General features: G+C 48.4%; 14 protein-coding genes. 8 read left to right on the top strand and 6 right to left on the bottom strand.

What is annotated here, in order from left to right:
• Positions 1-282: 282 nt before the first annotated feature.
• From ACQ4MX_RS06465 to ACQ4MX_RS06455, 3 genes are all read left to right on the top strand, one after another.
• Positions 283-3,174 carry a 2-oxoglutarate dehydrogenase E1 component gene (locus ACQ4MX_RS06465; RefSeq protein WP_431089818.1) on the top strand — a complete coding sequence of 964 codons (2,892 nt, stop codon included), beginning with the start codon at positions 283-285 and terminating at the stop codon, positions 3,172-3,174.
• A 5-nt stretch (positions 3,175-3,179) separates the two neighbouring features.
• Entirely contained in the window at positions 3,180-4,484 is a 1,305-nt protein-coding gene (odhB, locus tag ACQ4MX_RS06460) for a 2-oxoglutarate dehydrogenase complex dihydrolipoyllysine-residue succinyltransferase (RefSeq protein WP_431089817.1), read from the top strand.
• Between the two features lie 137 nt (positions 4,485-4,621).
• Positions 4,622-5,152 (top strand): YfiT family bacillithiol transferase, encoded by a 531-nt coding sequence (locus tag ACQ4MX_RS06455; RefSeq protein ID WP_431089816.1) that lies wholly within the window; start codon positions 4,622-4,624, stop codon positions 5,150-5,152.
• Positions 5,153-5,270: 118 nt separating this feature from the next.
• On the opposite strand, the gene ACQ4MX_RS06450 is transcribed toward ACQ4MX_RS06455, so the two are convergent.
• The 4 genes from ACQ4MX_RS06450 to ACQ4MX_RS06435 all read right to left on the bottom strand — a co-directional run bounded on the left by ACQ4MX_RS06450 (position 5,271) and on the right by ACQ4MX_RS06435 (position 8,958).
• Positions 5,271-6,248 carry an alpha/beta fold hydrolase gene (locus ACQ4MX_RS06450; RefSeq protein ID WP_431089815.1) on the bottom strand — a complete coding sequence of 326 codons (978 nt, stop codon included), beginning with the start codon at positions 6,246-6,248 and terminating at the stop codon, positions 5,271-5,273.
• A 25-nt stretch (positions 6,249-6,273) separates the two neighbouring features.
• Positions 6,274-7,248: a type I phosphomannose isomerase catalytic subunit gene (locus ACQ4MX_RS06445; RefSeq protein WP_431089814.1), complete on the bottom strand. Its 975-nt coding sequence runs from the start codon at positions 7,246-7,248 to the stop codon at positions 6,274-6,276.
• A 174-nt stretch (positions 7,249-7,422) separates the two neighbouring features.
• Positions 7,423-8,004, bottom strand: a complete 582-nt coding sequence (locus tag ACQ4MX_RS06440; protein ID WP_431089813.1) for a class I SAM-dependent methyltransferase — start codon at positions 8,002-8,004, stop codon at positions 7,423-7,425.
• Positions 8,005-8,958 (bottom strand): TIGR01212 family radical SAM protein, encoded by a 954-nt coding sequence (locus ACQ4MX_RS06435; protein WP_431089812.1) that lies wholly within the window; start codon positions 8,956-8,958, stop codon positions 8,005-8,007.
• A 304-nt stretch (positions 8,959-9,262) separates the two neighbouring features.
• Between ACQ4MX_RS06435 and ACQ4MX_RS06430 the strand changes: the two genes are divergently transcribed.
• A complete protein-coding gene (locus tag ACQ4MX_RS06430) occupies positions 9,263-9,460 on the top strand; it encodes a hypothetical protein (protein ID WP_014280552.1) in 198 nt (65 codons plus the stop codon).
• 104 nt (positions 9,461-9,564) lie between these two features.
• The gene (gene trmB / locus ACQ4MX_RS06425) at positions 9,565-10,278 is read left to right on the top strand and encodes a tRNA (guanosine(46)-N7)-methyltransferase TrmB (RefSeq protein ID WP_149095281.1); all 714 of its coding nucleotides are present in this window, start codon (positions 9,565-9,567) and stop codon (positions 10,276-10,278) included.
• Positions 10,279-10,304: 26 nt separating this feature from the next.
• Here the strand turns inward: trmB and ACQ4MX_RS06420 are convergent, their stop codons facing one another.
• A complete protein-coding gene (locus ACQ4MX_RS06420; protein WP_431089811.1) occupies positions 10,305-11,438 on the bottom strand; it encodes an MGDG synthase family glycosyltransferase in 1,134 nt (377 codons plus the stop codon).
• Between the two features lie 51 nt (positions 11,439-11,489).
• A complete protein-coding gene (locus ACQ4MX_RS06415; protein WP_044646674.1) occupies positions 11,490-12,017 on the bottom strand; it encodes a phosphatase PAP2 family protein in 528 nt (175 codons plus the stop codon).
• Between the two features lie 601 nt (positions 12,018-12,618).
• Between ACQ4MX_RS06415 and ACQ4MX_RS06410 the strand changes: the two genes are divergently transcribed.
• The 3 genes from ACQ4MX_RS06410 (at position 12,619) to rpmI (ending at position 14,893) form a co-directional block, all read left to right on the top strand.
• Positions 12,619-13,857 (top strand): glycosyltransferase family 2 protein, encoded by a 1,239-nt coding sequence (locus tag ACQ4MX_RS06410; RefSeq protein ID WP_431089810.1) that lies wholly within the window; start codon positions 12,619-12,621, stop codon positions 13,855-13,857.
• 317 nt (positions 13,858-14,174) lie between these two features.
• Positions 14,175-14,672 carry a translation initiation factor IF-3 gene (gene infC / locus ACQ4MX_RS06405; protein ID WP_014280557.1) on the top strand — a complete coding sequence of 166 codons (498 nt, stop codon included), beginning with the start codon at positions 14,175-14,177 and terminating at the stop codon, positions 14,670-14,672.
• A gap of 20 nt (positions 14,673-14,692) precedes the next feature.
• On the top strand, positions 14,693-14,893 hold the full coding sequence (gene rpmI / locus ACQ4MX_RS06400; RefSeq protein ID WP_013309379.1) for a 50S ribosomal protein L35: 201 nt from the start codon (positions 14,693-14,695) through the stop codon (positions 14,891-14,893).
• Positions 14,894-14,918 lie beyond the last annotated feature (25 nt).

The following is a 14,918-nucleotide window of genomic DNA, read 5'->3' as shown; positions in this document are numbered from 1 at the left end:
CGCCAAGGCTGGGGGACAAACCCGTCTCTGGCGCTTGTTTTCATACGAAATAACCCGATTCATCTAATTTACGCATTGGTATGTTGAGAAAAAGGAAATGCTCATAGACAGAAAAGTTTATACAATGGAGGAAGGATAGGAACTGTGAAATTCGACTTTTGATGAAGGATTTCATATAATGTGAGCATATTGTGAACAACTTAAATTGAGAATTTTGCAAAAACTGAAATGAAAATGATTTCCGTCCAGCTATGAATTTCAAAATTTGACGGAGGGAACGAGATGACAATGGAAGAGAGCAGCAGACAGGTACCTTGGCAGAGTTATTATGGACCTAATCTAGGTTATGTGCAGGACCAGTATGAAAAGTATGTAGCGGACCCCGGAACAGTTGATCCGGCTTACCGCGAGCTGTTTGATCAATGGGGTGAGCCGCCGCAATCCGAATACTCGGCTGCTTCCATGATAGACTACAAATTGCAAGGCCCCCCGGCAAGCGCTCAGGGACATCTTGATTCGAACACATTACAGAAAGCGGTTACAGCCGGGAAAATGGTGTGGAACATCCGTGAATACGGACATTTGGCTGCACAAATAGACCCGCTGGAACTGGATGCGGAGCAGGATACTCGCTTGCTTGATCCGGCATCCTACGGTTTAACTGAACAGGACCTAAAGGCTTTTCCGGCCTCTTTAATATGGGATAACGCTCCTGCTGGAACACTTAACGGCTGGGAAGCCATCCAACGTCTGCGTGTGGCATACACAGGCCCGATTGCCTATGAATTTAGTCACATTCATAATGAGGAGGAACGCCGCTGGCTGAACAGCTATGCTGAATCCGGCTGGTCCTCCAAACCACTCACCACACAGGAACGCAAGGCATTGCTAGGCAGACTGGTAGAGGTGGAGCAATTCGAAGAGTTTTTGCATAAAACGTTTGTCGGACAGAAACGTTTTTCCATCGAGGGTAATGATGTCCTTGTACCGGTACTCGACGAGATTATCCGTCTTACGACGAATGCAGGTGCAAGCCACGTCTTGATGGGGATGGCGCATCGTGGTCGTCTGAATGTACTGGCCCACGTGCTGGGCAAGCCTTACAGCAAGATTTTCTCTGAATTTCATCATTCTCCGAATAAGGATCTGATTCCGTCGGAAGGCTCAACAGGAATTAATTACGGCTGGACCGGAGATGTAAAATACCATCTGGGTGCCGATCGTTTTGTAAAGGATGGGGAAGCGGTACAGGCCCGTCTGACATTGGCGAATAACCCGAGTCATCTGGAATACGTGAATCCGGTCGTGCAGGGCTTTTCCCGCGCAGCGCAGGAGGATCGCAGGGAAGCAGGCTATCCGAAGCTGGATGTCAGCAAGGCGGCAACCATTATCATGCATGGCGATGCGGCTTTTCCAGGTGAAGGCATCGTGGCCGAATCACTCAATTTCACGAATTTGCGCGGTTTCCGTAATGGCGGCTCGGTTCATATTATTGTTAACAATCGTTTGGGCTTTACAACGGAAAGCGTGGACTCACGTTCGACTCGCTATGCAAGCGATCTGGCCAAAGGCTATGAAATTCCGATCGTACACGTGAACGCGGATAATCCCGAAGCGTGTATTGCAGCAGCTCGAATGGCTGGTGAATATCGCAACCGTTTCAAGAAGGATTTCCTGATTGATCTGATCGGCTACCGCCGTTACGGTCATAATGAATCGGATGATCCGGAAACAACGCAGCCGCTGGTATATAGCAAGGTGAAAAACCATCCAACGGTTAGCAAATTGTACGCTCAAATCCTGATTAAGCAAGGAATTGTGGATGAAGCGTACAATGCTGGGCTTATCGATAAGGTGCAAAATCGATTGAAGGAAGCCCACGAGCATGTGAAGAATAACCCGGAAGAGGAGCCGAAAATTGCTCCTACCAAGGCAAAACGGGGTCAGGATTCTGTGGTTCGTACAGCAATAGAGCTGAAAAAGCTGCGCCAGATCAATGAAAACCTGCTGAAATGGCCGAAAGACTTTCAGGTATATCCGAAGCTGGATCGTATTCTACAGCGCAGAAAAACGGCTCTGAACGATGGCGAAAAGGTAGATTGGAGCTTGGCGGAAACGCTGGCTTTGGCTACAATTCTGGCCGATGGAAAACCGATTCGTATGACAGGTCAGGATGCAGAGCGGGCAACCTTTGCTCACCGTAACCTCGTGCTGCATGAGCCTGAAACCGGCAATACGCATTGCCCTCTGCACACTTTGCCGGAAGCACGTGCTTCGTTCAGTATTCATAACAGTCCGTTGTCCGAGGCGTCTGTTCTTGGCTTTGAATATGGCTATAACGTGTACTCTCCTGAAACGTTAGTGATTTGGGAAGCGCAATTCGGTGATTTTGCCAACTGTGCGCAGGTTATTTTCGACCAGTTCATTTCCGCTGGTCGCGCCAAATGGAGACAGAAATCCAGTCTGGTGATGCTGTTGCCTCATGGTAGTGAAGGACAAGGACCGGAGCATACAAGCGCACGTCTGGAGCGTTTTCTCCAACTGTCTGCACAAAATAACTGGACTGTCGCTAACTTGAGCAGTGCCTCGCAGTATTTCCATCTGCTGCGCCGTCAGGCTGCATTAAGCGAAAGTGAGGAAGCTCGTCCGCTTGTGATGATGTCGCCGAAAAGCCTTATTCGTAACAACCGTGTCGCTTCGCCTGCTTCCGAGTTCAGCGAAGGAACATTCCGTCCCGTGCTGGAGCAGCCCGGATTGGGTGCGCGCCCGGATCGTGTCGAGCGGATTGTACTGTGCAGTGGCAAGATTGCTATTGATCTGGAAGAGGCGTTGGAGAAGGACAAGGCTGAAGCGGAGGACCGTCTGCACATCATTCGCGTCGAGCAGTTGTATCCTTTCCCGGAAGAGGAAATTCGGAATATTTTCAGCCGCTTTCAATATGTTAAGGAATTCGTATGGGCACAGGAAGAACCGAAAAACATGGGTGCCTGGAGTTACATCGAGCCTCGTCTGCGGAATGTAGTGCCACAAGGAGCGGAAATTCGCTACGCAGGCAGACCGGATCGTTCCAGCCCGGCGAGTGGTTATCAGCAAGTACACAGCCTAGAGCAGCAGCGAATTATTCAATCAGCGTTGAAGCAGGATTCCAAAAACAATATTACACTTGGGAGGTAGCGGCTGTGAGCGATATTTTAGTGCCAGCAATGGGAGAATCCATCACGGAAGGAACAATCTCCAAATGGCTTGTGAAGGAAGGGGATTCCGTAGGACAGGGAGATGTTCTACTGGAACTGGAAACCGATAAGGTCAATCTGGAAATTAGTGCAGAAGAAGCGGGTGTAGTCCAGAAAATCCTTCGACAGGAAGGGGAAACGGTAGTTATCGGTGAAGCAGTTGGCTTGATTGGAAGCGGCAGTGGGAGTGGTAACGCAGAGCCATCCGGTGCCGGAGAAGCAGCAGCGACCAAAGTGCCGGAAGCATCGTCTGTAGCCACTTCGCCCGCTTCCACAGCAGGCGGCACACCAGCAGCGGAGCAGGCCGCACAGCCTATTGCATCCAACGGTGACGGGAACGGTCAGACGGCATCTCCCTCTGCCCGGAAGCTGGCACGTGAGCGTGGAATTGATCTGGAGCAGGTACAGGGGAAGGATCCGCTTGGGCGCGTGTTCCAGGAGGACGTTAAAACGCATGCAAATAGCGCTGATGTCTCGCGAGCTGCATCACCTGCACCTGCGACTCCTGCTGCGAATAAGCCTGCGGCGGCGTCTCAGACAGAGTACAGCAAGCCGGTGGAACGTCAGCGCATGTCCCGCCGCAGAGCAACCATTGCCAAGCGTCTCGTTGAGGCACAGCAAACGGCCGCTATGCTCACGACCTTTAATGAAGTGGATATGACCGCCATTCTTGATGTTCGCAAACGCCGCAAAGATAAGTTCAAGGAGAAGCACGATGTAGGGCTGGGCTTTATGTCCTTCTTTACAAAGGCAGTGGTCGGCGCGCTCAAGCGGTTCCCTACTGTGAATGCGGAAATTAACGGCGATGATATCGTACTGAAAAAATACTATGATATCGGGATTGCCGTATCTGCGAAGGAAGGGCTGGTTGTACCTGTTGTACGGGATGCTGATCGTCTCGGCTTTGCCGAAATTGAGAAGAGCATTGCAGAGCTGGCTGGCAAAGCACGTTCCAATTCGCTTTCTCTGGCGGATCTGCAAGGTGGAACCTTTACCATTACCAACGGAGGTATTTTCGGTTCCCTGCTGTCTACGCCAATCCTGAACGCACCGCAAGTGGGTATTTTGGGAATGCATAAAATCCAGCTTCGCCCCATTGCCATTGACGAGGAACGTATGGAAAATCGTCCGATGATGTACATCGCGTTGTCCTATGATCACCGGATTATTGATGGTAGCGAAGCGGTTCGCTTCCTGGTAACGGTCAAAGAATTGCTGGAAGATCCGGAATCGCTGTTGCTGGAAGGATAAAATACACCAACAGTTGTATTTAATTTTTACGTCTATGAAGAAGCAGGCTCTTGCGGGTCTGCTTTTTTTCCTGCATAGTTAAAACATAAGATTACAGGTAACAGGATACTCAGATGCAGAGAAGGGTGGGGACTGTTTTGGATCATGATTTGCGCTACCCGATTGGGCCATTTGTCGTTCCAGATACGATTACAGAAGAACAGCTTGTGGCATGGACTCAAGATATTGCTGAACTGCCTTCTCAGCTTCGTCAGGCGGTGGAAGGGCTGGATGAACAACAGTTGAACACGCCTTATCGCGAAGGCGGCTGGACGGTTCGGCAGGTTGTTCATCATCTGGCAGACAGCCATATGAACAGTTATGTTCGCTTCAAGCTGGCGCTAACAGAGGATACACCCACGATTAAGCCATATGATGAGGGACGTTGGGCCGAAATACCGGATGCAAGGGAGCTTCCGCTCGAGCCTTCTCTGCAATTGCTGGAAGGGCTGCATGAACGGTGGGTGGTTGTGTTGCGTTCGCTGGGGGCTGATCAATTACACCGAACGTTTATCCATCCGGAATCGGGTCAGACGATTCGCCTGGAACGAAACATCGGCATCTATGCCTGGCATGGCAAACATCATATAGCTCATATTACTTCCCTAAGAGAACGGAATGCATGGTAATTTTGAACATAACCTCAAAGTAAAAAGTAAACACAAAAAAGAAACCTTCAAGTCCACTATAATCGTGGTTTTGAAGGTTCCTTTTTTATTCCAGCGAGGATGACCTGGACAAAGCGGATCAACCGGATGTCTCAGAGCCTCCAGACATAACAGAAACGGAAGTCGCTGCTGTGTTGACATGACGATCCAGCCAATCCACGATATCGTTCATGACCTCGTTGCGGTTCGTTTCATGCAGCATCTCATGTCGGCCGTCAGGATAGAGACGATATTCTACATCCTGAAGCTTCAGACTTCTATACATATCCACCAGCGATAGAACGCCTTTACCGAACAACCCCACCGGATCACGGTCCCCGGCAAAAATATAGACTGGCAGTTTGGAATTGATTTTTTCGAGTGAGGAGGGCCAATGGATTTCCTGCAAAAGCCGGAAAAAATCCAGAAAAAAGCCTGTCGTGCAGATGGCTCCGCATAACGGATCATGCACGAATTGATCTACTTCCTCGGGATCGCGGGATAGCCAGTCGAACGCCGTCCGTACCGGACGAAAGGCCCGATTAAATCCGCCGAAGACCATAGCGTTGAGCAGTATGCTGCGGTGATCCATTCCTTGCAGTTTGGCTTGCAGCAGGGCAACTTGCTCTCCAAGTTTCAGCAGACCGCGCCGCCCGTTCGTTCCCGATAAAATAAACCCGTGATACTGTTGCCTGTCATCATACATGATTTTTTGGGTTAAAAAGGACCCCATACTATGACCGAGCAAAAAACGAGGCCGATCCGGAAACTCCTTGGCCGCAATTTCGCCCAGCTCCAGCATACCGCTTGCCATTCGTTTGAATGCATCCGCTCCCGGCATGCCAAGTTTATCTGGATCACCAGCGGTACGTCCGTGGCCGATATGATCGTTGGCATATACACCGTAGCCGGAAGCTGTAAGCTTCTCAGCCAAGCGAATATAGCGGTGGGACGTCTCGCACATCCCGTGCGAAATCTGAACGATTCCCCGCACGGGCGTATGCTCATCCGGTAGCCAGCGGTAGGCAAAAAGCTCCGTTCCGTCATTTTCAGCGATGGTGAAGGTATATTCCCGCATGATTAGACAACACACCCTTTAAGCTTTAAGGAAGATAAGATCTAAGGACAGTCATTCCGTCATTCAGCGTGTACCCGCCCAGATTGGCGGGTAACAGAAAGCAATCTCCGGCTTTGCAGGAGAGAGAGGCCGAATGATTGTCCCACGTTAATGTACCGCTACCTTCGCAAATCACGAGAATGGTAAAGCTGTCACCAGTTGTAGAAAGCGCCCAGCTTCCCTCTACGATACCCTTTTCCACGACAAAATACTCACAGGCTGCGAGTTGAAGCCATTCACCCGGCTGCAAATCACCTGTCTTCATCGTTGTTGCACCAGCCCCCTCGTAAGAGGTCACATTGAGGGAGTCCTCGATATGCAGCTCACGGGGCTTACCATCCAGACCAGGACGGTTGTAGTCATATAACCGATAGGTGGTATCTGAATTTTGCTGAATTTCAGCAACAACAACGCCTGCACACAGCGCATGTACGGTTCCAGCAGGGATGAAGAATGTGTCGCCAGCCTCGACAGGAACCTGACGCAAGCTGCCCAGGATGTCTCCGCTTTCAAGAGCGGTACGCAGGCTGTCCCGGGTCACGCCCTCGGTCAGACCGTAAATAATTTTAGCATCCGGCTTGGCATCAAGCACGTACCACATTTCGGTTTTTCCCAGCTCTCCGGCTGGAAGTCCTGCATAATCATCTGTCGGATGCACTTGAACGGACAGATCGTCATTGCAATCCAGCAGCTTGATCAGAAGCGGAAAACGTCCGCCTTTTTCCGATACGCCCTTGGCCCCGAGCCAGCCCTGCCCGTAGGTTTCGCGAATTTCATCCAGTCCTTTGCCAGCCAGCTCGCCATTGATGACCGTTGTGGTTCCATTTGGATGATCGGCAATCATCCATCCTTCACCAATATGCCCTTCCGGCGGGGTCAAACCGAATTGTTCCAAGGCTCGTCCTCCCCAAACTCTCTCTTTGAACTCAGGTTGAAATTGCAGCGGGTATGGCTTTAGCATAATTTCTCTCCTCCATAATGAGTAATGAGTGCGACCTAACAGAATAGGGAAACAGAAACGTGCCGTTGGGGCAATAAAACTGGGATGAATAGCCCGTACGACGATCAAAAAAGATATATGTAAGGCGACTAAAAAAGCCGCTCATAACCTGAATATGCAATAAAAAAGTAGATATTATTTTTTTTCAACCGCTACTATGTAGGGCGAAGCGGCTCGCTGTAGTTGGCGATAAATAATACTTTGACCGCTGGATACCAGGAGGGCGGAAGCCCATTGAAGGACAGCTTCCGCTTCCTCGCCACCCCCGGCGTGCCCCGGATACAGTACGGCGGTCAAAATACCGCGCGGACGCAGCAGATACAGTGCCGCATCAAGAGCGGTGAGTGTACTGTCCGTATGCGTGATAACAGATGGATCAGCGCCTTCAGAGGGCAAGTAGCCGAGATTAAACATGACCGCAGCGACTTTGCCATGCAGCTTGTCGGGAACGGCTTCCCGCATCTGCTCATGACCTTGCAGCAATAGCGATACCTCCGCCAGTGAGGGGGATTCGTCTTCGTTCAGCCGACGACGAGCGAGTTGCAACGCCTCCTGCTGGATATCGAAGCCGTAGATGCGTCCCCGTCTTCCGGCAGCCTTAGCTAGGAAAAGCGTATCCGCTCCAGTGCCAACTGTGGCATCTATAGCGATATCGCCCGGCTGGACTCGCGCAGCTACCAATTGATGTGCGTAACTCAAAACAGACAGGAAGCCCATTTAAGGCTGCCTCCAATACTTACCTTGCCACGTTTCACGTGATTTTAGCTCATCGTCAATGGCGTTAAGCACTTCCCATTTTTTGAGCGACCACATCGGTCCCATCAGCAAATCGCGGGGTGCATCCCCGGTCAACCGATGGACGATCATTTCAGGCGGCAAGAATTCCAGTGTATCGACGATCAGCTTGACGTATTCATCTTTTTCCAGAAAACGTAGCAATCCGGCTTCATACTGCTTGACCATCGGCGTTTTGCGCATGAGATGCAGCAGGTGGATTTTGATGCCCTGCACATCCATAGCCGCCACTGCGCGACCTGTGTCCAGCATCATTTCATGCGTTTCCTGCGGCAGTCCGTAAATAATGTGCGCGCACACGCGGATATTGCGCTTGCGCAGCTTTTCCACCGCATCCAGGTAGCATTGAGTGTCATGCGCGCGGTTAATCAGCTCCGAGGTGGATTCATGGACAGTTTGCAGGCCCATTTCGATCCACAGGTATGTGCGCTCGTTCAGCTCGGCAAGGTAATCCACTACATCGTCAGGCAGGCAATCGGGACGTGTAGCAATGGAAAGGCCGACAACGCCAGGCTGCTCCAGAATCACCTCGAAGTATTCGCGCAGCTCCTCAACCGGGGCATACGTATTCGTATAGGCTTGAAAATAGCCGATATATTTGGCATTTGGCCATTTTAGATGCTGTCGATCCCGAATCGCATTGAATTGGGTGACCAGATCGTCCCGGCGGCGTCCTGCAAAATCACCAGATCCCCGTGCGCTGCAAAAGGTGCAGCCTCCTTTGGCAATTGAACCATCCCGGTTCGGACAGGTAAAACCCGCATCCAGCATGACTTTAAACACTTTATTTTGAAATTGCTCGCGCATTTCGTAATTCCACGTATGGAACCGTTTATCTCCCCACAGGAGAGGAGCAGGCAACAAATCTGTTTTCATGGGTGTACTCCTTTTTTTGCGATCACCCTATTGTAACAAAAATCAGTCGGAATTGGGAATCACTTGATAGCGAAAGACAGGAGAAAGTGCGGATTTTATTGGATTCAGGATTGAAAAAGATTACACCATGTGTTATATTGTAAGCGGTACCAGACATATTATAAAAGGACTGTTTTCGATCCTGAAAATAAAAGTTAACCATCGACTAATGATTATTTTTCAGGGCAGCTGTGCTGCTTCTATCGCCTGCTTTAGGGTAAATGCACGTCGGTTCCATCACTAATAACCCGTGAGGTGATCTTTTATGAGTACGCAGGATAAAACGCGTATGGATAAAGTTACTGTTGAGTTAACCTTTGATGAGGCATTGGCGCTAACCGGTGTCCGTTTTGGGCAGGACCGCCAGATTGGAACGGCCGCACGTCAAAAAATCAGAGCCGCTTGCCAAAAGACGATTGATTTTTCACCTGCTGATGGGGTAGACTATGAACAATTAAATTAGTTGGACCCCAATCCAAATATATTGAAAAAGGAATTTCATTTCCGTATCTTCAAGCGGGGGTGAAATTCCTTTTTCCTTGATAACAGAGCATATGGAGGAGTAACATGCGTTTACGCGGAAGAAAAGGAATACGGGAAAGTCTGGAAGAACAGCAGGACCTGGTCATCTTGGAGCCAGGACAGTATAAAGGAAAGTGGCAGCAGCTTTTTGGCAATGATCGTCCGATTCATGTGGAGTTCGGCATGGGCAAAGGTCGGTTTATCAGCCAAATGAGCTATCGGAATCCGGAAATCAACTATATTGGCTTTGATATGTACGACGAGCTGGTGCGTCGTGCAGCAGAAAAGTCACGTCTGGCCTGGAGTGATACAGAGGTGGATACGCCGCCTAATATCAAATTGGCGCTGGCGAACATTGAACAGATTGAAAATGTTTTTGAACCTGGGGAAATTGAACGCATTTATTTGAATTTTAGCGATCCGTGGCCTAAAGCCAAACACGCGCGTCGTCGTTTGACGCATCCGCGCTTTTTGGACAAGTACCGTCAGCTTTTGAACAGCAAGGGGCAAATTCATTTCAAAACCGATTCGGAGACGCTGTTTGAGTTCTCACTGAATTCGTTTGCTGATAGTGGTCTGCAAATGACGAATATATCGTTGAACCTTCATCGTGATGGTATTAATGAAGAGCATGTCATGACCGAATATGAAAATAAATTTATGGGCAAAGGTATGAACATCCATCGTGTCGAGGTGCTGATCGGCAAAGATGCATTGGAACAGTATGAGAAAATCCGCCTTGAGAAGTATGGAAAATGATAAATATAAAACAGGGTGCTTCCTTTTTAGGAAAGCACCCTGTTTGGTTCCAGTATATCCAAAATACTTTGTGCACTCTGAAGAGGATAATATCGCGCTACATTATGAACGTGATCCTGTCGCTTGCGAACGATTTCCGGAAATTCGTGTAACAGCCGGTTCATCCATTTAACGACAACATCCAGCGAAGTAATCGGTTCTCCGAAGCCTTGAGCCGTAAAGTATTGGCAATTTTCTTCTTCCTGTCCGGGGAGAGGTTTGTGAAACAACATCGGAATCCCTTTTGCCAGCCCCTCGGTGCATGTCATTCCGCCGGGCTTGGTAATAAGCAGATTCGATATCTCCATTAATTTGTCGATTTCCCGCGTAAACCCGAAAATATGAATATTCGGATGATCGAAGCGGGGGTCCATCTGCATTTTACGACGAATTTTATCATTATGACCCAGACAAAAAATAAATTGAATGTTTTCTCTCCAATGGGTAAGCGAGCGATGAATAACTTCATCGTTCATCAGACCCCAGCCGCCGCCCATAACGAGCACGGTGGGTATCGGCTTAAGACCGAATTGGTCCCGTATTTCGTCGTGCCCCGGATGCTCCCAGAAATTTGGATGAACCGGAATACCCGTGACTTGAATTTTCGACATAGGCACTCCACGTACGCGCAATTTGCGCATGACCTCAGGCGTAGATACAAAGTACCGGTCAACCTCGGGACTGATCCATGTTCCATGCGCATCGTAATCTGTAATGACGGTACAAAGCGGGACATGAACGCCCAAGCGCTTCAAACGTGAAATCACCGCACTTGGGATGGGATGAGTGCATACCACCAAATCAGGACGAAGCTGCCGGAGAATGTTACGGGTCTGTGTGTAGAACAGACGATGCAAAGCGAGCGTTGTAAGACGGTTTAATGATTTTTTATACTGATGACGGTAAACCATTCCGATCAGGCGAGGCTGCGATATGATAGTCTTCTTGTACGCTGTAATAATGAGCGGAGCCATTCTCGGATTTAAAAAGCTCCCCAATTCCAGCACTCTGGTCTGCACATTCGGAGAAAGCTTGCGCAAACTGCTTGAGAGCGCGTACGCAGCTTGAGTATGTCCGGCACCGAAACCTTCCGATAATAATAACACTCGTTTTTTAGCCACTCTCATTTCACCTGTTCCTGCTGGGATGTTCTCAATCATACCATATCGGCTTTAAGGCCAGAATGCAACCGTCCCTATTGCCGCAGATGTGCCGATGACCGCTCCTGCGAGTACGTCCGTAGGATAGTGAAGCCCCAAGTAAATTCTTGAAAATCCCACAATCAGCGCGACAGGCAGCAAAAGAAGTGTAAGTATGGGCGACTGTAACATAAAAGGAACGGTCACTGAAAAAATTGCAGTTGTATGCCCTGAAGGAAAAGAATGATCCGACAGGGGATTACGGAACGTATTCGTATCTGGCAGTGCCAGGTAAGGACGAATCCGCGGGTATAGCTTCTTGGCGATGGCTACAGGGATGTGGCTGACTCCGAGCGCGATAGCCCCCTTCATACCGGATTCCTTCCATGGAAGCGGAGCGAGCAGCCATACAAGCAGTGTGGAGGTGATTGTAAAGGTCGCCCCACCCAGATGTGTAAGATAATAAAGCCAGAAGTTCAAAAAACGATTGTGTAAGCGCCCGTTGATCCATTTGAACAACTGCTTCTCCAGATTTACAAGCTTTACGACTAGACGTTGCATTTGGTTTCCTCCGGTTGCCGGCCGGGTTGGTCGGCAAATATTTTGAATCACTTGGACAGAATCAGGCGATAAGTAATTATTCTCTTGCTCTCATCATATTTTTAAACGCTGCTCATTTCAAGAATCACCACTTGTCTGGTTCAATTCTACACAAAAATGTTAATGGAATATAAGTTAAATTGTATAACTTTCTTTGCGTTCATCCGTCTAATACGATAGAGTATTTAGAAGTGGCTGTTAAATGGCCCACAAAAAGGAGGGACTAAAGAAATAAAAAGTTAGCAAATGGATGAAAATAAGACCTACCGTCATGAATGAAAGGCTCAGCGTCGCATTCCTGGTTTAAACGGGAGTTAGTCGTGTTTTTTTGCTGCTGAGACCAGTTTAAAGGCTTTGACAAAAGATTGAAAACCAACGAAAATCGTAATGGCATTCCTGTGTCAGCCAAAAGGGGGCTGCGCACAGCTAATGAAAAAAGCAAGGGTCGGGTCAAAAACTACAAAAAAGGCGCGCAAAGCGCCGCAACTTGCGCTACACAGATAGAAAACAAATAAACGCAAGATTTTTAAAGGGGTATAAAAAAAGGGGGTAACAAGAGATTATGTTAGACGCCATTTTCGTGACGTTCCAGATTATACTGGCGCTGATCGCGGCCTATCAATTTGCATTCTCCTTGTTCGGTCTGGTTCGCAAAAAAAGAAAAGAGCATGCAGCTCCGGAAAAATCATTTGCCATTTTGGTCGCTGCCCACAACGAGGAACAGGTTGTTGGAGCATTGATGGAGAACTTGAAGCAACTTGATTATCCAAAGGAACTGTACGATGTATTCGTTATTTGTGATAACTGCACGGACAAGACGGCGGACATCGTTCGCGCTCACGGCATGAATGCTTGTGAACGTACGAATCCGAATTTGCGTGGTAAAGGCTATGCCATTGAGTGGATGCTCAAGGAGTTGTGGGCTATGCCACGTCAATATGATGCGATTGTCATGTTTGATGCTGACAATTTGGCACATACGAATTTCTTGAGTGAAATGAACAACGATTTGTGCACAGGTGCCCGTGTTATTCAAGGATACATTGATACGAAGAATCCTGAGGATTCATGGATTACTGCGGCATACGGAGTATCTTACTGGTACATCAACCGTTTGTGGCAGTTGTCACGTCACAACCTGAACATGGCTAACTTCCTTGGTGGTACAGGCATGTGCTTTGAAACGAATCTGCTCAAGGAAATGGGTTGGGGTGCGACGAGTCTGGTAGAGGATTTGGAGTTCACCATGCGCTGCACACAACGCAACGTATATCCAAGATTTAATTATGATGCCAAGGTATATGACGAGAAGCCGTTGACTTTTAAAGCTTCCTCCAGACAACGTCTGCGGTGGATGCAGGGTCACTTTACAGTCGCTCGCCGTTATTTCTTCCCGTTGCTGTGGCAGAGCATCAAGCATAGAAGCCTGATCAAATTCGATATGGCTCTTTATGGTCTGAACGTGTATATCGTACTGCTTACCTTCTTGATGACAGTAGCAATGTGGGTAGACATTGCGTTATTTGGTGGACCTAATATCGAAAATATCTATGTACAATTTCCGGCTTGGACCGGTGTTATAGCTGTTGGTCTGAATATTACCACCTTTTTGATCGCGATGATCCTGGAAAAGGTCACGTTCAAAAAAGTATATCTTTATTTGCTGCTGTTCCCTGTCTATCTGATTTCGTGGTATCCGATTACGTTCTATGCGTTCTTTACGCAAAACAACAAGCAATGGAGCCACACCCAGCATACGCGTGTCGTTCGGCTGGAAGAAGTTCAAAGCAAGCAGGGCTAATACAGATTAGGAATTTAGTGTATCGCGACCCCAAGTGTCGACCGTTTTGAATAAATGTATTGACACTCTGGAGAGTTGCGTGATATGATGTTCAAGTATGTTAAATGAAAAGTATGGATTAACAAGTAGAAGGTCCGACTTCTCACCTGTCCGGTATTGCCGGCTGGTCTTGATCCAATGATTTGTGAATTGAACTTTCATGATGAATTGAGTATCAGACAGGGATGTCGGCTGTATAGTCGTCATCCCTTTTTTGTGCTTTAACACAATACAACAATAACAGGTTCTGGAGGTGGAGGGTTATTAGTAAGGAACATATGATCAATGATGAGATTCGGGTGAGAGAAGTACGTCTGGTTGGTGCTAACGGGGAACAAATCGGGATTACACCGACTCGTGAAGCTCTGCAAATGGCGATTGACGCAAACTTGGATCTCGTGAACGTGGCGCCTCAAGCGAAGCCGCCCGTGTGTCGGATTATGGATTACGGAAAATTCCGCTATGAGCAACAGAAGAAAGAAAAGGAAGCCCGTAAAAACCAGAAGATCGTTGACATCAAAGAGGTATGGTTCCGTTCCAACATCGAGGAGCATGACTACCAGACCAAGTTTCGCAATGTGGTTAAGTTCCTGAATGAAGGGGACAAGGTGAAATGCTCCGTTCGTTTCCGTGGTCGGGAAATTACCCATGCTAATGTGGGTCAAAAAATTCTCGAGCGTGTGAAAGTGGAAGTTGCTGATCTTTGTACCGTGGAGCGCCAACCCAAGCTCGAAGGACGCAGCATGATTATGATATTGGCTCCAAAGAGTCAATGACAAATTAAGGAGGAAGTTCAATGCCTAAAATGAAAACACATAGCAGCCTCAAAGGCCGCTTCAAGATTACTGGTACTGGTAAAGTAATGCGTTACAAAGCTTACAAAAACCACTTGCTTTCCCACAAATCCAAACGTGCAAAACGCGTTCTGGGTACTAACCCTGAGATGGCACCTGGGGACGTTAAGCGTCTGAAACAAGGCCTTGCTAACCTGAAATAGCACACAGCACGGCAATGAATTAAGC

The sequence above is a fragment of the Paenibacillus sp. 8b26 genome, assembly GCF_050626875.1.
Lineage (GTDB): Bacteria > Bacillota > Bacilli > Paenibacillales > Paenibacillaceae > Paenibacillus.
Note: the sequence above shows the minus strand (reverse complement) of the source record. Positions and strands in the feature narration are given on the sequence as shown.

Coding starts and splice junctions, on each gene's coding strand:
- ACQ4MX_RS06410 (WP_431089810.1), top strand. CDS start 12,619: ATGTTAGACGCCATTTTCGTGACGTTCCAGATTATACTGGCGCTGATC.
- trmB (WP_149095281.1), top strand. CDS start 9,565: ATGCGTTTACGCGGAAGAAAAGGAATACGGGAAAGTCTGGAAGAACAG.
- ACQ4MX_RS06440 (WP_431089813.1), bottom strand. CDS start 8,004: ATGGGCTTCCTGTCTGTTTTGAGTTACGCACATCAATTGGTAGCTGCG.
- ACQ4MX_RS06415 (WP_044646674.1), bottom strand. CDS start 12,017: ATGCAACGTCTAGTCGTAAAGCTTGTAAATCTGGAGAAGCAGTTGTTC.
- rpmI (WP_013309379.1), top strand. CDS start 14,693: ATGCCTAAAATGAAAACACATAGCAGCCTCAAAGGCCGCTTCAAGATT.
- ACQ4MX_RS06445 (WP_431089814.1), bottom strand. CDS start 7,248: ATGCTAAAGCCATACCCGCTGCAATTTCAACCTGAGTTCAAAGAGAGA.
- infC (WP_014280557.1), top strand. CDS start 14,175: ATGATCAATGATGAGATTCGGGTGAGAGAAGTACGTCTGGTTGGTGCT.
- ACQ4MX_RS06435 (WP_431089812.1), bottom strand. CDS start 8,958: ATGAAAACAGATTTGTTGCCTGCTCCTCTCCTGTGGGGAGATAAACGG.
- ACQ4MX_RS06465 (WP_431089818.1), top strand. CDS start 283: ATGACAATGGAAGAGAGCAGCAGACAGGTACCTTGGCAGAGTTATTAT.
- ACQ4MX_RS06450 (WP_431089815.1), bottom strand. CDS start 6,248: ATGCGGGAATATACCTTCACCATCGCTGAAAATGACGGAACGGAGCTT.
- ACQ4MX_RS06430 (WP_014280552.1), top strand. CDS start 9,263: ATGAGTACGCAGGATAAAACGCGTATGGATAAAGTTACTGTTGAGTTA.